We start from the raw sequence: 20158 nt of genomic DNA on the forward strand, positions 1-20158 counted from the left end.
AATGAAATTAGTAGTTGAATACTTTATAGCGACTGATTCTTGGCGCTATTATTTGTTTTTACACGGTGGATAAGTTGCTTCTCCGTTAAACATAAAATGTTATGAATGTATAATCGGATTTAATTGATTTAATTTTAGGGTTGAGCATTTGGCTAGTAAGTTATGAGTGACGGTGTTCAACTATTAATCGACTGTATCGAAGATTTTGGCCGTGCGACGGAGATGTTGCAAACAATGAGCGAGAGGAATAGAAACCGATCAGAGGATTTGCAGCCTTTGAAGTACTTGCTCCAAAGTGGGATGTCGCGGTCGACAGGTCAAGTTGCAAGGAAATCCTTGAACAGGCACTGCATATATAGTTGCCGGTGACTGTGCGGCACGATAGCGAATGCCCCTGAAACCGAGAAATGAGGTAAATAATGCAAGAAAAAACACAATTTCAGAGTAAAAAACACCAAACTTTAACTCAGCTCCGTAAATTGCATAGAAAAGTTTGCGATGCTATGAATTCTCAATGTTTCCTTAGATCTTCATTTGCGGAGCATGAAATTGTTTTTATTGCGTGATGATCGCAAGATCAGCGTTATCGGTGGCCTTCTACTATTAGGATTGACTCTGACGACTGGACTTGCTGTGTATTATACCATGCGACAGCAAGTTGAGTCCGCACTGGGGCGTGGGCTTAGCGTTGCGTTACAAGGGAAAGCGCTGCTGCTTGAAAGTCAGGTAGAAAAGGCGCTTGCGGATACGCGCGCGCTGACGCATCGTCCTTTCTGGAATAAAGCTTTACAAAGGCTGAATATAGCACCCAATGATACTGAACCTTTAGAAGGTTTGCAACGTAGCACAGAGTCGTTATTTCAATCGGGTTTTTTGGGTGTCACCTTGCATAGCGCCAACGGTACTTTACTAACACAAGCAGGTCATTTTTCGATTAACAAAGAGCAATCGCTCACTCTAAATAGAGGAAACAAAACTTTTTTATTTTGGGACAAGCAATTTATTCTGCATACGAGCCAAGATATCTTTGATCCAAAAAATCAGCACATTGCTACAGTGACCGTTGAAATTGTCATACCTAAATTAACCAGACGTTTTAGTGAGATCCGCTTAGTTGGTGAAACAGGAGAATTTATTTTATGCGCCCCCCCCAATCAGGGTGAGGGAGATAATGAGATGCCTTGTTTAGTCAGTCAAGCGGATGGCGTGAAGTTTAAACGTTTAAAACATACCGCCGCAACCAAAGTACAGCCAATCAGCTTCGCTCTCGAAGGAAAAAATGGTGTCGTTGCTGCGAAAGACTATCGCGATATTCCAGTTATCGAAGCTTATCATCCTCTTCAGACTATTGGATTAGGGATGGTTCTAAAATTGGATGAGTCGGAACTATTCAAACCCATCAATAAAGAATTAAAAATTATTATTCTTTATCTTGTCGGTTTAATCATCGCTGAAATATTGCTGCTTAACTGGTTTGTAGGCAGGCTCATTACATCCGAACAAAAAGCCCGTAGCGCTAAAGAAATAGCAGAGAAATTCTCTACCGAGTTAAGCTATAAAGAAAACCAGTTACAGGAAAGGCTTAAAGAAATAACTTGTTTATATGAAATACGTAGCAATATCAATTTGGAGTTGCCTGTACACGATCTTTGTCAGAGAATCTTCAGGTATTTAGTTCCCGCCCTACAATATCCCGACAATGTTTCAGCAACTATTGAATTGGACGGTAAGCAGATTGCATCATCCAATAATGCCAAAAACTTAATACAGGAGTTGAATTCTGCCATCATCATCAATGGTAAAACATGTGGCCAGCTTAGAGTTTTTTATCCTGAGGATAAAAAGTTTCTTGTTGAAGAGCAAAAATTAATTGATGCGATTACAACGGATTTTTCAAGATGGCTGGAGCGCAAGCAAGTCGATGAATTACTACATATACGCTTAAGAGAGATCACGTGTCTATACAAGATTAGACGCGGCTTGGCACATAATCTATCGATAGAGAGCGTGTGTCAAAATATTTTTGAGTTTTTGATTCCTGCCATACAATTTCCTGAGATTACTACAGTGATCATTGAAATTTATGGAAAACGCTTTAATTCTAAAAACTATCGCTTGAGCTTTGACAGTAAATCTTTAGCGGTTTTACCTGATTACGAAAAAGTATGCCTTGAGTGCTATAGAGAGAGTGATGTGATCGGATCATCCCTGCAGTCGAAAATTATAGTGGATAACGAATTTTGTGGTTATTTAAGTGTACTTTACCCTGACAATCAACCATATTTGGTGTTAGAAGAACAGAATCTGATCGATGCAATTGCTAGCGATTTATCTAATTGGTTGGAGCGCAAAAAAGTGGATGAATTATTGAATGAGCGGTTAAAGGAAATGACTTGCTTGTATGAAATTCGCCGAGGTATTGGTGCTGAGTCTTTAATTGATAATGTGTGCCAGACTATTTTTACACATTTGATACGTGCTTTACAGTTTCCTGAAATTGCGACGGCTGTTATTGAATTGAATGGGTGGCGTTTCACCTCGGGGAAATATGATCCTAATACCGGGCAGCGATTTTTTTCCAAGATAAAACCTGTCGTACAAGAATCGCGGCCTAGACGTGCGGAACGGGATCCTGCGTGTACCTGTTGGTCTACGATTAGCGTAAACGGTAAAGTATGCGGTCAATTGCGTGTATTCTATCCTATCGATAAGCCTTTGCTACTCCCGGAAGAGCAGAAAATGATTAATGCAATCGCCAGTGATTTGGAGAGTTGGCTTGAACGTAAACGACTTGAACAAGCATTAGTTTTAGTTGCAGAAGAACAAGCGCATACACTAGGGCAAGAGTTGCACGATAATATCGGGCAACAGGTTGCTGCCATTAGCTATCAAACGCGAGCTCTCGAAAAACAGATTGCTGCGATAGGCGATGACAATATGTCGGTCACTGCCGCCTCGATCGCTTCGCAAGCACAAACGGCTGTTATACAGATTAAACAACTTGCGCAAGGTTTGCTGCCATTTGAATTAGAGGCTAATGGATTAATTCCAGCATTAAGGACTTTAGCATCTAGAATAACGACAACTTATAAGATCGTTTGTGATTTTACTTGTAAAGGTAATATCATGATCGATGATAATATCTTATCGCTTAATTTATATCGAATTGCGCAAGAGGCTGCCAATAACGCAATTCGCCATGGCCAAGCGCAGCATTTATATATTTCCTTGGTACTTGACGGCGATATGCTACGCTTATCAATCCGTGACGATGGAGTAGGTTTAGGGGATAGCCCTAAGTCAACTTCAGGAATGGGGATTAAGATTATGCAATATCGTGCTAAGCAACTGGGTGCGAAATTCGAAATTTTGCAGCCGAACGAAAGAGGGATAGAAATTCGATTAGAAATGCAAATGACTTAAACCTTCTATGAAAACTAAATCCAAAATCATGTTGATTGATGATCATGCCATGCTCCGTCATGGCATGGCGATGTTGATTAATATGGAACCGGATATGGAAGTTGTTGCTGAAGCGGGTGACGGTAATGAAGCGATCGCTTATTTGAAAAAAAACCCTCCTCCCGACTTGATTTCCCTGGATGTGACACTTAAAACCGTTTCGGGCTTTGAAGTCATAAAGAATATACATGCATTGATCCCTACAGTTCCGGTGTTATTCATTTCTATGCATGACGAGTCTGTTTATGCGGAGCGTGCATTACGTGCTGGTGCTCGGGGGTATGTAATGAAACAAGAAGAAGGCGATGTAATGTTATCTGCGCTACGTGATGTGCTAAAAGGTAATGTTTATCTGAGTAAGCAAATGAATGAAAAAATGTTGCAGCGCTTCGTCTCTGGAGGAAGCGCTACACCTGAAGATTTGATTAATACACTTACTCCGAGCGAGTTTGAAATTCTTCACTTGATTGGGCAAGGGCGAAGCAGTCAAGAGATTTCCGACCTGCTATGCCGCAGTATTAAAACCATTGAAACGCATCGATTCAATATTCGAACCAAATTAAATTTAAAAGACGGGGCTGATCTAATACGTTACGCCACACGCTGGATTTCTGAAAAGCACTAAATGCTGAGAAAGTAAGTTCCGAAAAAATCATCCGCGTCGTAATGAGGAGGGAATGGAGGGACGGCGCGGATGATTACGAAGGACAGTAGTAAATCGAATCTGAGTAGATTATGAACGCATTCATAATTTTTGAGAATGTGACAGATTGTCGCAGCTGCTAGTTCAATATTATCCGTAGATCATTGACATTCGTAATCGCACTCTATCAGGGATTGCCTATTTGCAGAGAATCTTGCAATATCTTGTTTGAAAATAATAATCCTTGCTGAATGGCGAGTAAAAGTTTGTCGATTTTCGATTCCAATTGTATATTCACGCGAAAGTCTTGTCCGCTCTTAACGTTTGGATTGTTACCTAGCAAGGTAAGCTTAACATTCAGATCGTGCGTATCCGATTTATTAAGACTTAGTGTTAATTCTTTAAAATGAAAATCTTCGATCGCTTGTAGCAATAGATCTACTTCTTCTCCCCGGTGCGCCAATAATTCTTTTACTTTTTCTGATTGAAGGCTTAGTACTCCTGGCGTTTTTGCTGAGAGCTCTCCATCTACAATGGCAATACGATCATGATTCAGAGTCAGCGGGATTTTTCCTGATAGTTGCCCATCACCTCTCAGGCCATCAATTTGGATCCATTCAAAAAATGTATTCAAGTTGATATTGTTAAGGTGCACTTCGGTTTGAGATGCTCCTGCATTGGGATCGAGGTTGATGACAACAGGATTTATCGCCACTTTACCACCCAGAATGAGAAAGTGTGCTTGATCTAGCAAAACCTGCGGGGTACTGCGGGAGTTGATCTGGTAAGAAACCATTAAATCTTGTATCGGCATACCAAAATCGATTGCTTGAATAGAGATGCTTTGCTTTGGTTCGCTGCGGATTGGTAATAAGTTATTTAAGCTGAGTCTGGCATTTAAGCCTTTTACTTGCGTACCACCATACGTAAAAGCAAGATCTCTGGCGGAAATTACAGCATTACTTTTCAAAACACCCTTTTTCGACCACCGAATCGTTGCTTTGCCACCGATTTGACCATTTACATCTTTCAACACGGCTAACGCTGGGAAAATCTGTTTGGGTTGTAATTTATTGCGAGTAAATTTCATCGGAACGACTTGCAAGGTTAATAGGCCAGTGCCAGTATCGATTGCATATTCGCCATTCATTTTTAGATAGCTTAAAGATGAGGTACCTGCAGTAAGACTTAACAAATACGGTGCTTTTTTATCTGCATTAGATTGCAGAATGCTTCCGGAAAGAGATAAAGGCGTGAAAGCAGCTGTCTGTACAAGATGCTTAATTTGTTGAATCGAAAAATCTGCAACTCGGGTAGTAGCAGACGGTTCGATCAACCAATGCGCAGAAATACCGCTCAGTTTCAATTGATCTTCCGGTAGAGTTAATGTGGCTTTGTTGAGTGATATGCCGGCACGATATACATCGTTAGCCGGTTGCGAGCCGGTGATATTGATTGGTCCTGCATCAATCTGAATTTCACGAATGATGGATTTCTTGCTGCGAGCAGGAGTATCTTGATAAAACGCAGAGAATTTGTTCGGGTTGATTAAAATATCGTGCTTTATATTGATTCCCGATATGTTTTTTTCCAACTCGATGTCTACCCGGGAAATTTCGAGCGACAATGGCTTTTTGATAGTTATAGGAAAGTTGGAATGTAATTGGTTAATGTGTATTTGACCGACATTGCGCAGACCGATACGCCAGATATCTTGCTCGTTTTTGATATGTAGAGGCAGCGATATCGAAGTTTCTTCTATGTTCAGGTTGTTATCCGCAACGAACTGCCCTTTATTCAGTTGTAAATCTAAGTCAGCTTGCCAGGATTCATTGATTTGTCGAATATCACTTTGGATAATGCATTTATCCGCTTTTAGCATGCTGAGTTGCGAAGCTTTTGATAGCGTCGCTTGTTGGATACCAACCATGATCAACTCTGTTTGTAGTTGTTGTAATGCCAGATCTGCCAAAGTAAACGTTGCATGGCCTGTCAAATCAGCGATTTGAACTTCAGGTAAATTAACTATTCCCTTAGAAATCACAATATGGCCTTGTATATTACCCTGTGTATCTGAGGTTGCTTGTAATTGTGCTTTTATTTCTCCTATCGACCCTAAGGCGGCAACATTCAAATGAACGACTTGTATTTCTGGATTTTCATGCGGCTTACTCTGACCCGATAAAAGTATCGTGACGACATGATTGCCATCATTGAGTTCGATAACCAAATCATTGATAGATAAAGCTGGCAGTTTCGGTATATGAATGGTTTTTTCATTAGATAAAGATAAGGATTGCGAGTTTATAGTTGTAGACCTTCTATTTATTGGTTGTAGATTGGTTGAGATGTACGCACCATCTAGGATTAATGAATCAATATTACCCTTTAACAGGTCTTGCCAATTCCAATTAGCGCGAATTTCATTGAAGCGCAGCTCTTGATTATTACCCGCAATTAAATTGCGTATGGTGAGTTGGTCAACTGCGAGATCTATTGCCGTGACAGATTGTAGTGGATATCCCAATTTGCTTAATTGATCGCCGAGAAAAATCTCGGCAAAATGATTGCGAAAATGATAAATCGCTGCACTCATTATAAATAGCACAATCATTAGTATCGAAAATCGGGCTTTCCATCGATGATTAGGCATACTCACTTCTGACATTGTATTATTTTCATAAATTCGATTGCGTACCAACTATTACCAGATTTCTTTGTGTTGGTGCGTGGTTATAAAATAGATATCATAATCGAACAATTTTTCTTCTCTTTTTGAATTTTCAATTATTATGGATTTGCTCACACAAGGCCTATTGGGTGCTACGATGGCGCAAGCCGGTGCTCAACAGCGGGAAACTCGCATTGCTACCGGTATAGGTTTTGCTGCGGGTATTGCTGCAGACGCAGATATTTTGATTCAGTCGGAACAAGATCCGCTACTGAATATTGAATTTCATCGTCACTTCTCGCATTCGTTGTTTTTTGTTCCGCTCGGTGCTTTAATCGTAGCGTTGATACTGTGGTTCTTTTTCAGGAAGCGCTTGTCTTTTGCACGTTTATATCTTTTTGCATTCTTGGGTTATTGTTTGAGTGGCGTACTGGATGCTTTTACTAGCTATGGCACTCATTTGCTATGGCCACTGAGTAACGAGCGTGTTGCATGGAGCATCATATCGGTCATTGATCCAATTTTCACAGTGATTTTATTGGTGACCGCAATTATTGCTTTCAAAAAAAATAACCGACTAGCTGCTTATCTTGGGTTATTTCTAGCGGCTACTTATCTAACACTTGGCTGGATACAATCCCAACGTGTTGAAGCCTTTGCCAAAGCGACTATTGCTGAACGAGGACAAACAGCCGAAATATTACTGGTTAAACCGACACTCGGAAACATATTATTATGGCGTTCGATTTATCGCTATCAAGGCTCATTATATGTAGACGCTATTCGTGTCGGCTTAATAACAGGAGCACAGCTTTACCCGGGAGAGTCAATTGCACAATTTGATCGGGCGCGCGATCTGAGCGCTGTTCCGGATTCTTCAATATTGGCGAAAGATATTGAACGCTTTAGTCATTTTTCTTCAGGACTGATTGCAATTCGCCCAGAGCAACCCAACGTACTCATTGATGTGCGCTATTCTAACTTACCGAATACGCTTGCTCCGCTATGGGGCATAGAGATCGATCCAGAGCAACCCGATCAACATGCTAAATATAACCTTTACCGGGATTCATCTAAGCAGACGCGAGAAAAGTTTATTGCGTTGTTGCTGGGACACAATGACGTTAATTAATAGAGTGCTACAGAATGACAAGATGGAAAAAGCTTACATTGGCGATCGAGTTATGCTTGCAAACATAGTAGTCAGCAATATTTTGAGTTAGAATCACGAATAATTTTCAATAGCAGCTGGCATTTAGCTTTCTAAAATAACCTATGATTCTTATTCTTGCGCCCAATACACAGCCGGACAGTCCGGAGTATAAGCAACTGATGTCTCGACTGGATACTCTTCCTGGCATATCTACCCGTGTTCATAAAGAGATGGGGGCTGAGCAATCTTTGACAGAAGTCTATTTGATTGGCAACACTAAAGTTTTATCGATCGAAGAGGTAAGTGGATTTCCTTGCGTTGATCGTGTTGTTCGAGTTTCTGAAGAATATCGGGTGCTGGGACGCCATAAGGATGATGATCGGCCGACATATTTCACATACAACGGTGTGAATTTTGGCCAAGATACACTCAATGTATTTGCCGGATTATGTGCTGTCGATACGCTGGAACATGTAGAAATGATGATGAAAGCGTTGCGTGAAAACAATCAGGTGTGTACGCGGATGGGAGCCTATAAGCCACGTACAAGTCCTTATGCTTTTCAAGGACATGGGAAAGCTTGCCTTCCTTATGTATTTGATTTAGCTGGGAAATATGGGATTAAAGTGATTGCAATGGAAATAACTCACGAGTCTCATTTGGAAGAAATACGTAATGCATTGTTTCAAACTGGTAATGCAACTGGCGTTATGCTACAAATTGGTACGAGGAACACGCAAAATTTCGAGCTACTCAAAATCGTAGGCCGGCAACAAGATTTCCCTGTTCTGATAAAGCGCGGTTTTGGGATTACTTTGGATGAATCATTGAATGCTGCCGAATATTTAGCCTCGGAAGGCAATCGCAAAGTCATTTTTGGATTACGTGGAATGAAAACCAATATGGGAGATCCTCATCGAAATTTTGTCGATTTTTCGCATGTCCCTGTAGTCAAGCGCTTAACACGTATGCCTGTGTGTATCGACCCCTCACATTCCGTCGGAACGCGTGCGGAATCTCCAGATGGCTTATTGGACATCATGCAGGCAACTGCGCAAGGTATTATCGCTGGCGCTAATATGGTGCTAGTTGATTTTCATCCGGCTCCTAGTAAAGCATTGGTTGACGGACCGCAAGCACTTTTAATGAAGGAATTTCCGCACTTCCTAGAAGATATTCAGTTGGTTAGAGAAACGTATGAGAAACGTATCGCGCTAGCTCAACGGTATTTGGAACAATAATACTTAATTAAAGTCTCATCTGATAATAAAAATTTGTTACGAATTAGCTCAATCTATTCTTAGACGTTCTTTGTATCGGGAAAAATATGATCAGAGTATTGCTATCTAATCCAAGAGGTTTTTGCGCTGGCGTTGATCGCGCTATTGAAATCGTTGAACGTGCACTTAAAATGCATGGTGCGCCAATCTATGTTCGACATGAAGTCGTGCATAATCGTTTTGTTGTTGAAGGACTTGAAAAAAAAGGTGCAGTTTTTGTAGAAAACCTTGATGAAGTACCGCAAGACAGTATTCTGATATTTAGTGCGCATGGTGTATCGCATGCCGTACGTCGCGAAGCGGCTGATCGAAAATTAAAAGTCTTTGATGCAACTTGTCCTCTAGTGACTAAAGTTCACGTTGAAGTGGCAAAAATGCGTAAAGAAGGGAAGGAAATTATCATGATCGGTCACCAGGGTCACCCAGAAGTTGAAGGAACTATGGGGCAAGCGGAAGGTAATGACAGAGGTATGTACCTGGTTGAAACTGAAACTGACGTCGAGAATTTACAAGTAAAAAATGAAAGTAATTTGGCTTATGTAACTCAAACTACTTTGTCTGTAGATGATGCAGCGCGTATTGTAGATGCGCTGAAACAACGATTCCCTAAGATAATCGGCCCAAAAAAAGATGATATTTGCTATGCCACACAAAACCGCCAAGATGCGGTAAAAAAAATGGTTAATCAATGTGATCTGGTAATTGTAGTGGGATCTCCTAATAGCTCGAATTCTAACCGTCTTTGTGAAGTTGCAAGAAATGCTAATGTCGAAGCTTATATGGTTGATCGTGCAGAACAATTGCAAGAAAAATGGTTTCTTGGAAAGAAAATTATCGGTATCACTGCAGGTGCTTCAGCGCCAGAAATTTTAGTGCAGCAAGTTATATCCAGGCTTAAGGAAATCGGTGCTAAACAGATTGGCGAAGAAGTGACAATCGAAGAGCTTAGCGGTGTAGTAGAATCAGTAGTGTTCCCTTTGCCAAAACCATGAGCTGTATTTTATATACCGGATTTTGTATTTAGCTGTGTAATACTCAGACAATTCAATAGAACTTTACCCATATTTTACCCGACATTATGAGTCATTCACCATTTCCAGTACCCAATCCTGATTTATATACCGAGGAAGAAGTAGCAGCACTGGTTCATCATTTTTATGCAAAAGCCAGAAAAGATCCTGACCTGGGACCTATTTTTGAATCGCACGTGATCGACTGGGATGCTCATTTTGTGCAAATGACCAACTTCTGGTCAGCGCAGTTGCGCGGAACCTCGCGTTTTCGAGGTGCACCGATGCCAAAACATATTGCTTTGCCTGACCTTAACGCTGAACTGTTTGAGCGTTGGTTACAGCTTTTTCGTGAAACGACAGAAGAGCTGGGTAATGCCAATCTTCAATATCATGCCAACAGCATTGCCGGATTCATTGCCACACGGCTTTGGCAAGGCTATCAAATGAATAACTATCCAGATAAAGATTTCATACCGTTACGTATTAACTAATGTCTTAGTCTTAAGTGGCGCCTATTACTTAATAGGACTATAGTTGAATATGCAAATTGCTTGGTGTTAAATAATATCAAGCGATTTGATAATAAGACGTGTAAAAATAGCCTTATTCAATCAAATCACATAGTGATAGAAGCGTAGTATTGTTTTTCATCTTGGGATTTTCTTACTTTGAAAAGCATCAAAAATAAGATTATTATTTTTTCCATCCTAGCCACATTAATCCCTTCAATCGGGCTGGGCATATTATCATTTTATCAAAATGAAATGATGATTAAAGAAAACCTTACGCGCGAATTACGTGCGCTGACCAATTACGCTGATCATGAATTAAATTTATGGATTAAGGAGCAAATTTATACGGTTCGTGAGCTTTCGCACTCTAAAATTCTGACTGAGGGAGTTGTGCTGGCTAGTCAATCACAAAAAGACAAGTCTGCAAGACAGAAAGCTTTCATCGAACATTACCTAAAATCAGTGTCCGATAAACTAGATACGGTGCTTGTATTGACGGCAATCGATACCAATGGACAAATACTGGCAAGTACTATTGATTTTCAAGATACGATACCAATCCCTCGGAATTGGACTGAAGCTGCTTCAATCCAAGGAAATGTTATTGTTCCACCTCATTGGAATAAGCTCTATGCGACTGCTACGCTCAGTATTTTAGTCCCCATATTATCATTGGATGATTATATTTTGGGTGCGCTTGTTGCAACTTTTGATTTGAAAAATATTCATGCTTCTCTTAAAGACTCCATAAAATCACCGCTAGGTGAAATACTAATACTGGATCGGGATAACCGAATCATGCTATCGAGCGATGATAGATTCCTGCATGATAGTAAAAACGACGCGATATTATTTCACGACGCTGAAGATCTAAAGCAGTTAGAGATAAATCCTGAAGTATTGCAAATCCCTCGCGGGATAGGTAGTGAAAAAGTGATTGGTTTAGCTTATGTATCCGCAAATCCACCTATTACTATCATTGCGCATAGAAGCTACGATTCTGTCTATGCTGCTTGGAAACAACAGCGTGATCTATTTGTCAGCTTAGTCGGTGCTATTCTAGCGATTGTCGCCATTATTGCTTTTAAAATGGGCCACGCAATTGTCGTTCCTTTGCAAAAGCTAATATTAGCCACGGAAGATATTGTTAAAGGCAATTTCAATGTTGACTTAAAAACTTCACAACGTAATGAATTGGGTAAATTAACTCAAATGTTTAATCAGATGGCTGATAAATTACAACGAAATCAGATAGAAATCACAAGTGCAAGCAATACCATGCAGGAGAAAAACAAATTACTCGAAACGCTTTCTGTAACCGATAGCCTTACTGGGCTTTTTAATCGTAGTAAACTCAATTCAATTATAAATGATCAATTGGCGAGATTTTCTCGTAACAATCGTCCCTTTGCAATACTGATGATTGACATTGATTACTTCAAAGCTTTAAATGACAGCCTTGGGCATATTGCAGGGGATGAGATTATTGTGTCTGTAGCACAAAAAATATCACACTGTATTCGCAGTGTTGATTTTGCGGCTCGATATGGAGGGGACGAATTTGTGGTTATTTTGACCGAGACGGTTGCTGAAGAAGCTATCAAAACTGCGGAGCGAATACGATCGCATGTGGCTAATATTCAAAATAACGAATCTAATAAGCTCACCAAAACAGTTACCCTAAGTATCGGTATTGTACAAAGCGAAAACGAAGATACCTCTTTAACTCACTTGCTTTCCCGGGTTGATAGCGCCCTATATCAAGCTAAGCATGCCGGGAGAAATCAAACTTACTGCATACGGCCAAAACTATTGGCTGCAAATGGCTAAGACTTTTTTGTTGTCAGCGGTCGAAATTTATTCTAGTTCAAATCCAGTGCTCTGGATCCATCCCTGATTCTTACCGGTCAATACTTTTAGCCACGTTCCCTGGCTCGCAGTTGCCTTTAATACAGTATCTTTTTTAAGCGATAACAATACTTGAGATTGAGCATCAGGTGTTTTGTATAGCTTGGAAAGTTTATTTGTGCGCAATTTTACTGGGACATGAAAATCAAGCTGCGGGTAGTCAGTATTTGTGGCTTTCTTTTGCGTAAGATCAGACTGAATCGATTTAACAAAGCTATTTGCTTGACCGACGTAATTCATAGCTGTGGCGTATTGATCTTTTGTATAGAAGATTGTAGAAATTTCTGATAAACGCTGTGCTTGCATTCTTAGCACCTGGTCAAAAGGCGCGTTCTTTTCCTGGCTGAGTTGATTCAAAGACGCTTCCAATTCAGCAATTGCAGACGCAGTACCGGGTTTTGTGGCTAAGCGATGTAGCTTTACTTGCGTACGCGCTACTTCTTTATGCGTTTCCCGAATAACGTTGGCTTGATCGGTTTGCTGTACTTTTTGATTTTTGATGAGCTGGTCCTTTTCTGCAACCAGTTTTTCAAGTCGTGTAACTTCTTTTTCCCAATTTTTTTCACTTTCGGAAGTCATTGGTAGTTTTGGTTCATCTGCCGGAATCAATATTTTTTCTTGAGAAGCACACCCTGAAGCAATCACAACCGCGAACAAATAAAAAAACTTAATTGTAAAACTACTCAATGGAGCTTGTGATACCAAAGAATGAGTACTTAATAAGGAAGGTTGTGTCATTTCAATGAGTCCTCTCGAAAAATCATTTCTATCAGATAACTACCAATTAATTGTCACATTCAACAGATCAATAATGAAAGCTTAATGTACAAGGATTTAGCGGTTTAGGATGATTTCCAATACAAATTTGCTACCGATATAAGCCAGCAACAAAATCATAAACCCAGTTAATGTCCAGCGAATTGCAATACGCCCTCGCCATCCATAAACTTGTCTGCCCGCAAGTAATGCGGCAAAAACACTCCAAGAAATAACACCAAAAAAAGTTTTATGGGTAAACGTGAACGGTTGACCGAAAACTTCAGTGGAAAAAAAGATACCGCTGATCAATGTCAGCGTTAGTAAAATAAAGCCTGCCCCAATAATACGAAATAATAACTGTTCCATGACCAATAGCGGTGGTAAATTGGCCAAAGCCAGATGGCCTGCGGGGTGATGCAAGTGTCGCTCTACCACCATCATCAATATTGCATGAAATGCGGCTATCGTCAGTAAGCTATATGCCAGCATTGCACCAAGTAAATGTGCCTTAAAAGCAGGAAATTCCGTATTTTCTAGAACACGAGAATACGGAAAAACGAATGGTAACAAAATGGCAGTTGCCGCAACGACCGCAATCGGAGCAATCAAGACTTGCAATCCTTGAAGTCGATGAAAAAAACTTAAGATCCAATAGATAAATGCGGTTAGCCATACAATCAGAGACACCGCATTTCCCAACCCAAACCTTAAACCTTCATCAGCAAGTATCGATTGGTATAATATCCACGCATGAAGCGCCAACGGTATTATCAACCCATAATGCATCCAATCATTGATTGCTGACTTTGGATTGTTGTTTTCAGGATTAAGATCGGGTGTTTGCGTTTTTTTCCACTTATTTTGCCAAAAATAGGTACCAATGAATGCGTACAGCAAAAAAGTAATGAGATCAGTTAAAATGATGGGTATGGGCATTGACATCACAGGTATTAAAAACACAAGTAACTAACGTAGTCTACATCGCGCTACAATAAATTCAAAGCGCTAATCCAATTTTATTTAACAATAGTGTCGCAATAAGCGGTGCATTTCATATATTTCGGGATTTACTAATAACCATGTTTGATAATTTGACGAACAGATTCACGGGTATTATTCGAACTTTACGTGGTGAAGCGCGATTAACTGAAAGTAATATCGAACAAGCTTTGCGTGAAGTTCGCTTAGCTTTACTGGAAGCGGATGTTGCATTAGCGGTAGTCAAAACTTTTATTGCGCGCATCAAAGAGAAAGTAATTGGTCAGGAAGTCATGGCCAGTTTGACCCCGGATCAGGCTCTTATCGGGATCGTGCATCAAGAGCTTATCAATATTCTGGGAGGAGAAAAATCTGAGATAAATCTCGCAACTACACCACCAGCCGTTATTCTGATGGCTGGTTTACAGGGTGCGGGTAAAACCACGAGCAGCGGCAAGTTGGCTAAGTGGCTCATGGAAAATAAAAAGAAGAAAGTACTATTGGTTTCTTGTGATGTTTATCGTCCCGCGGCAATTCAACAGCTAGAAGTGCTAGCCAATCAAACGGGAGCAGATTTTTATCCGGTCATGGAAGGACAAAAGCCAGGAGAAATTGCCGCGAACGCTTTAAATTTTGCATGCATACAACACCACGATGTCATGATCGTTGATACTGCAGGACGGCTGGGTATTGATGAAGCGATGATGCAAGAGATCAAGGAATTAGAAGCTTTGTTAAAGCCGATAGAAACTTTATTTGTAGTTGATGCGATGCAGGGTCAAGATGCTGTCAATACAGCCAAAGCGTTTTCTGATGCATTACCGTTAACCGGTGTTATTTTGACGAAACTGGACGGTGATGCGCGTGGTGGTGCGGCATTATCAGTAAAAGAAATTACCGGTAAACCGATCAAATTTGCGGGTGTCGCAGAAAAGCTAACAGGATTAGAACCTTTTTATCCAGATCGCATGGCTTCGCGCATACTTGGAATGGGTGATGTGCTAGGGCTGATTGAAGAAGCGCATCGCAAGGCAGACCAGCAAGAAGCTGAAAAACTGATGAAAAAAATGAAATCAGGCAAGGCTTTCGACTTGGATGATTTCAAAGCTCAGTTTCAGCAAATGCGGAATATGGGGGGTATCAATGCATTGATGGACAAATTGCCGGCACAATTCAGTCAAGCAGCGCAAAATGTCAAAGTCGACGACAAAGTCATTAATCGTACAGAAGGCATCATTAATTCGATGACCAAACTGGAACGAAGGAAGCCCGAAATTCTAAAAGCTTCTCGGAAGCGTAGAATTGCAGCAGGATCTGGCGTTTCTGTACAGGAGGTCAATCGTCTTCTCGCACAATTTGAACAAGCGCAAAAAATGATGAAAATGATGAATAAAGGCGGTATGGCAAAAATGATGCGTGGTTTAAAAGGAATGATGCCGCGTTTAGGGTAAAAAATACTAAGAGGAATAAAGTACCATCACGCAATCTCAAAAATAGCTTTAATGCGAAAGCTATTTCAATTAAGCACGAACTTGTGCTGATTGGAAAGTTGCGGTTTTTGGGCTGTTAAAGTGTGGTAGTAAGATTTAACTTGTGCTCAATAGGTTATTGGCAACAATAAAATGTTGCCGGTAGTATTTCAATTCATGGATAGAGTCGTAGATATCCGCCAGTGCTTCGTGCTTACCTTCTTTTGTTAAACCGGAAGATATTTCAGGTTTCCAGCGTTTGACGAGTTCTTTTAATGTACTAACATCTAAGTTACGATAATGAAAATAGGCTTCTAATCGTGGCATACTGCGAACCATGAAGCGGCGATCTTGACATATGGAGTTGCCGCACATCGGAGAAACGCCCGGAGGTACGTGGTGTTGAAGAAATTCGAGTAATTGTGTTTCAATTTGTGTTTCAGTTAAACGTGATGCTTTCACTTTATCAATTAATCCCGATTTCGCATGCGTTGATTTATTCCATTTATCCATACCATTCAAAATTTCATCGGTTTGATGTACCACCAAAACCGGTCCTTCTGCAATAGTGTTTAGTTCTGAGTCGGTGATTACCAGAGCTACTTCAATGATACGATCAATATCTGGGTTTAGTCCGGTCATCTCCATATCAACCCAGATGAGGTTATTATTATTTTGTGCCATATTTTTGTCTTTTATATCACGATGAATGAATGTAACGAGCGAAATTGTGTCATATCAATATCGGGACGTCACATGAACAATGCATAGATTGCCTTTAGCATTATCGCATTAATTGATGATGGTACGAACAATAGGTTGTTTGTGCATGTTTATCTGTGATATACAATGAATGGAATCAAAATCTTTTATTTGTTAACTATGCAAACCTTTACATTACTTTTCTTGATTGCACTATTTATTTCAACGTTGACGCAGTTCTGGCTTGCTGCACGACATATTCGTCATGTTAGCCAGCATCGCGACCGTATACCGGAAAAATTTTCTGACCAAATTAGTTTGGCGGATCATCAGAAAGCCGCAGACTATACGTGCACCAAAACACGTATGGAGTATTTGAGTATTTTATTGCATACCGTGTTATTGTTGTACCTAACATTGGGCGGCGGATTAAATATTTTGAATCAATTTTGGGGTGCGCAATTTGATGATGCGTTAATTCAAGGTATGGTACTTATTATCAGCGTTTTTCTCATTACAACTGCGGCTGAAATCCCATTGAGTTACTACCGTACTTTCGTGATTGAAGAGCGATTTGGTTTTAACAAAATGACGCCGGCGATGTTTTTTGGTGATTTATTTAAGAAAGCAAGCGTTGGACTATTATTGGGTGCGCCATTATTGTTTGGGATGTTATGGTCGATGGGGAAAATGGGAGAGTACTGGTGGGTATATGCTTGGATCGGTTGGATTAGCTTTAATTTATTTGTACTAGCAATTTTCCCGACTTGGATCGCTCCATTATTTAATAAATTTACTCCGCTGGAAGACGCGACTTTAAAAGTGCGTATTGAGCAATTGCTCGATAAATGCGGATTCAAAACAAGCGGATTGTTTGTCATGGACGGTTCGCGCCGCAGTAGCCATGGTAATGCCTACTTTACGGGATTTGGTAAAACGAAGCGTATTGTTTTTTTCGATACCCTGCTTTCGCGTCTGAATCCCAGTGAGATCGAAGCAGTACTGGCCCATGAGTTAGGGCATTTTAAACACAACCATGTCATGAAGCGCATTATTTTTTCATTTGTAATGAGTTTGATATTTTTGTGGAGTTTAGGTTATTTGATGCAGCAAACGTGGTTTTATGAAGGGCTAGGTGTATCGATATCTTCCGTACCATCGACTGCGCTTGCGTTGCTGTTGTTTTTCTTAGTAATGCCGGTATTTACCTTTTTGCTTCATCCTCTTTCGAGTCTTTATTCACGTAAACATGAATTTGAAGCCGATGCTTATGCAGCGCAGAATGCCTCAGCTGAAGATTTAATTCGTGCTTTAGTTAAGCTTTATCAAGATAACGCTGCGACATTGACACCAGACCCACTACATTCTGCTTTTTATGATTCACATCCGCCCGCTGGAATTCGCGTAGCGCATTTACAAAATCAGGTGCAACCATGAGTATTACTAACGATTTGGCTGACAAGCAATGCAAGCCCTGCGAGGGTGGCATACCACCGCTAACCGCTGCTGAAGCGAATACGCTCCTTCAGCAAATCCAGGGATGGCAATTGCAAAATCAGCTAATTAGCAAAACATATACATTCAAAAACTATTACCAAACAATGGCATTCGTAAACGCAATTGCATGGGTATCGCATCGTGAAAATCACCACCCGGATATTGTTGTTGGATACAACCAATGCGTAGTCAGTTACACAACACACGCTGTAAATGGTTTATCTGAAAACGATTTCGTTTGCGCGGCCAAGATTGATAAGTTGTTTGTCTTTTGAGTCGTAGCGTCAAAAATCTATCAGAATCTTCGGTTGACTGCTTAACGGGTCAAGTAATTGCCACTTTTGGCAGGCATTATTCTGTTACCACAGAAGTGGGGGTTTTATCTTGTGTCACACGAGGCAAAAAAACCGGTATTGCATGCGGTGATCAGGTGGAGTGCCGAGTGACCGCGCTGAAGCAAGGTGTTATTGAGACGGTTAAGCCTCGTGACTCGCAGTTCTACCGAAGCGATACCTTTAAGGAAAAAATCATCGCTGCAAATGTAACGCAAATCATACTTGTTGTTGCAGCGGTTCCAAGTTTTAGTGAAGAATTAGTAAATCGCTGCTTAGTCGCCGCTGAGAGCGAAAACATCAATGTACTAATCGTATTAAACAAAGCCGATTTAATACAACCCACGCAAGTTGCATTTGATACATTATTGCTATACCAGGAATTAGGCTATACCGTATTACAACTCAGCGCAATTCAAAATGCAGTAATACTGCGTCCTTATCTATCGAATCATTTAAATGTATTAGTGGGTCAATCTGGAATGGGTAAATCGACATTGCTCAATGCATTGATTCCGGAGGCCAACCGATCCACAGCAGCAATTTCTTTGGCGCTGGATTCCGGCTCACACACTACTACCTATTCGCAACTTTATCAGTTGGATAAGAATAGTGCGATTATCGATTCCCCTGGATTTCAGGAGTTTGGCTTGAATCACATCAGAGAGGAAAATCTGGCATATGGTTTCGTCGAGTTTCACCCATATATTGGGCATTGCAAGTTTAGTAATTGCCGACATCGCAGTGAGCCAGGGTGTGCTGTGCTAGCAGCACAGGAAGAAGGAAAGATTTTGCGCAAACGTCTGGATTATTACCATAAATTGCTGCGATAGTTTCTAGATCTCAAGAGATTTCTGACAAGTTAGACTCGAATTGGCTATGGGTAATCAATAAAATTCCGCACGATTTGAATTTGCTGCTTATCCATGATGGTAGGTGCATGACCAATGCCAGGTAATTCGACAATCTGCGCTTTAGGGCCACGTATTTTCATTTGGGCAGCAGTATCAACTGATAAAAGATCCGATTCGGTACCGCGAAGAACTAACGTTGGAACGGTCATTTGATCCCATTGTTGCCATAAATCAATGTCTTTGATTTCGAATTCTTTTAAACTGATACCTATTTTGGGATCGTAACGAAATCCATATGTGCCATCGTCATATTCGCGCATGCTATAGATGGCCATGTGATTCCATTGCGCATCAGTAAGCGGTCCAAAGGATTCTGAAATTTTTTTCATATACGTTTTGAATGCTTCAAAAGTATCAAAACGCGGATCGAGATCTACATAATCTGAAATTCTTGTGAGCGCAGTAGCAGGTATCAGTGGACCGATATCGCTCATGATCAATTTTCGAAACATTGCGGGAGCTTGCGGCTGAATTGACAAAATCATACCGATCAGGGCACCCATCGAAATACCTACCCAATCAAATGTAATCCTCGCATTGTATTGTGCTTGTATATGTGCAATCAATGAAGTTGCATCAGATAAGTAGAGCGGATAAAAATTATAATCACATGCTTCTTCTAACCAATCGCTACGGCCACGACCAACTACATCGAACGCAATAACTCTATACTCGGATTCTAGTGCACGCGCCAAATAATCAAAGTCACGACAATTTCGTGTCAATCCATGTGCGCAAATCACAACATGGGGGTTTTGAGGATCTCCCCAGTCTGTATAAGCAATTTGACGCGCCTTACGTGGTTTTTTATCTGATGATGGTGTTGATACAAGTAATTTTTTGAAAGAGTCATCCATAATTGGTG

The 20158-nt window shown here is 40.6% G+C and carries 16 protein-coding genes; 11 read left to right on the forward strand and 5 right to left on the reverse strand.

Annotated features, from left to right (window positions below; translation table 11 throughout):
• Window positions 1–543: 543 nt before the first annotated feature.
• Both W03_RS00455 and W03_RS00460 read left to right on the forward strand, forming a co-directional pair.
• Window positions 544–3423: an ATP-binding protein gene (locus W03_RS00455; RefSeq protein ID WP_244070333.1), complete on the forward strand. Its 2880-nt coding sequence runs from the start codon at window positions 544–546 to the stop codon at window positions 3421–3423.
• Window positions 3424–3430: 7 nt separating this feature from the next.
• Window positions 3431–4087 (forward strand): response regulator transcription factor, encoded by a 657-nt coding sequence (locus W03_RS00460; RefSeq protein WP_244070335.1) that lies wholly within the window; start codon window positions 3431–3433, stop codon window positions 4085–4087.
• Between the two features lie 205 nt (window positions 4088–4292).
• On the opposite strand, the gene W03_RS00465 is transcribed toward W03_RS00460, so the two are convergent.
• Window positions 4293–6758, reverse strand: coding sequence for a YdbH domain-containing protein (locus W03_RS00465; protein ID WP_244070338.1), 2466 nt, complete (start codon window positions 6756–6758; stop codon window positions 4293–4295).
• 139 nt (window positions 6759–6897) lie between these two features.
• On the opposite strand from W03_RS00465, the gene W03_RS00470 reads away from it, so the two are divergent.
• The 5 genes from W03_RS00470 to W03_RS00490 all read left to right on the forward strand — a co-directional run bounded on the left by W03_RS00470 (window position 6898) and on the right by W03_RS00490 (window position 12564).
• Window positions 6898–7908 (forward strand): metal-dependent hydrolase, encoded by a 1011-nt coding sequence (locus W03_RS00470; RefSeq protein WP_244070340.1) that lies wholly within the window; start codon window positions 6898–6900, stop codon window positions 7906–7908.
• Window positions 7909–8051: 143 nt separating this feature from the next.
• Window positions 8052–9170 carry a 3-deoxy-7-phosphoheptulonate synthase gene (locus W03_RS00475; protein WP_244070342.1) on the forward strand — a complete coding sequence of 373 codons (1119 nt, stop codon included), beginning with the start codon at window positions 8052–8054 and terminating at the stop codon, window positions 9168–9170.
• 86 nt (window positions 9171–9256) lie between these two features.
• Window positions 9257–10201 (forward strand): 4-hydroxy-3-methylbut-2-enyl diphosphate reductase, encoded by a 945-nt coding sequence (gene ispH, locus W03_RS00480; protein ID WP_244070344.1) that lies wholly within the window; start codon window positions 9257–9259, stop codon window positions 10199–10201.
• Window positions 10202–10287: 86 nt separating this feature from the next.
• Window positions 10288–10713 carry a group III truncated hemoglobin gene (locus tag W03_RS00485; protein ID WP_244070345.1) on the forward strand — a complete coding sequence of 142 codons (426 nt, stop codon included), beginning with the start codon at window positions 10288–10290 and terminating at the stop codon, window positions 10711–10713.
• A gap of 273 nt (window positions 10714–10986) precedes the next feature.
• Window positions 10987–12564 carry a diguanylate cyclase gene (locus tag W03_RS00490; RefSeq protein WP_244070347.1) on the forward strand — a complete coding sequence of 526 codons (1578 nt, stop codon included), beginning with the start codon at window positions 10987–10989 and terminating at the stop codon, window positions 12562–12564.
• A 27-nt stretch (window positions 12565–12591) separates the two neighbouring features.
• Here the strand turns inward: W03_RS00490 and W03_RS00495 are convergent, their stop codons facing one another.
• Together W03_RS00495 and W03_RS00500 are read right to left on the reverse strand one after the other, a co-directional pair.
• The gene (locus W03_RS00495) at window positions 12592–13380 is read right to left on the reverse strand and encodes an SH3 domain-containing protein (RefSeq protein ID WP_244070349.1); all 789 of its coding nucleotides are present in this window, start codon (window positions 13378–13380) and stop codon (window positions 12592–12594) included.
• Between the two features lie 96 nt (window positions 13381–13476).
• On the reverse strand, window positions 13477–14343 hold the full coding sequence (locus W03_RS00500; RefSeq protein ID WP_244070351.1) for an inner membrane protein YpjD: 867 nt from the start codon (window positions 14341–14343) through the stop codon (window positions 13477–13479).
• 137 nt (window positions 14344–14480) lie between these two features.
• Here W03_RS00500 and ffh point away from each other — a divergent pair, with 137 nt between their 5' ends.
• On the forward strand, window positions 14481–15830 hold the full coding sequence (ffh, locus tag W03_RS00505) for a signal recognition particle protein (protein ID WP_244070353.1): 1350 nt from the start codon (window positions 14481–14483) through the stop codon (window positions 15828–15830).
• A gap of 135 nt (window positions 15831–15965) precedes the next feature.
• On the opposite strand, the gene orn is transcribed toward ffh, so the two are convergent.
• Window positions 15966–16532, reverse strand: a complete 567-nt coding sequence (gene orn, locus W03_RS00510; protein ID WP_244070355.1) for an oligoribonuclease — start codon at window positions 16530–16532, stop codon at window positions 15966–15968.
• Window positions 16533–16730: 198 nt separating this feature from the next.
• Between orn and W03_RS00515 the strand changes: the two genes are divergently transcribed.
• From W03_RS00515 to rsgA, 3 genes are read left to right on the forward strand one after another with little or no spacing between them, the layout of a single operon-like run.
• On the forward strand, window positions 16731–17987 hold the full coding sequence (locus tag W03_RS00515) for a M48 family metallopeptidase (RefSeq protein ID WP_244070357.1): 1257 nt from the start codon (window positions 16731–16733) through the stop codon (window positions 17985–17987).
• The gene (locus W03_RS00520) at window positions 17984–18322 is read left to right on the forward strand and encodes a 4a-hydroxytetrahydrobiopterin dehydratase (protein WP_244070359.1); all 339 of its coding nucleotides are present in this window, start codon (window positions 17984–17986) and stop codon (window positions 18320–18322) included. Before W03_RS00515 ends, W03_RS00520 begins: the two co-directional genes overlap by 4 nt.
• Window positions 18319–19212: a ribosome small subunit-dependent GTPase A gene (rsgA, locus tag W03_RS00525; protein WP_244070360.1), complete on the forward strand. Its 894-nt coding sequence runs from the start codon at window positions 18319–18321 to the stop codon at window positions 19210–19212. Before W03_RS00520 ends, rsgA begins: the two co-directional genes overlap by 4 nt.
• Window positions 19213–19256: 44 nt before the next feature.
• Here the strand turns inward: rsgA and W03_RS00530 are convergent, their stop codons facing one another.
• Window positions 19257–20150 (reverse strand): alpha/beta fold hydrolase, encoded by an 894-nt coding sequence (locus W03_RS00530; RefSeq protein WP_244070363.1) that lies wholly within the window; start codon window positions 20148–20150, stop codon window positions 19257–19259.
• Between the last annotated feature and the right edge of the window lie 8 nt (window positions 20151–20158).

The organism is Nitrosomonas sp. PY1, assembly GCF_022836435.1.
Classification (GTDB): domain Bacteria; phylum Pseudomonadota; class Gammaproteobacteria; order Burkholderiales; family Nitrosomonadaceae; genus Nitrosomonas.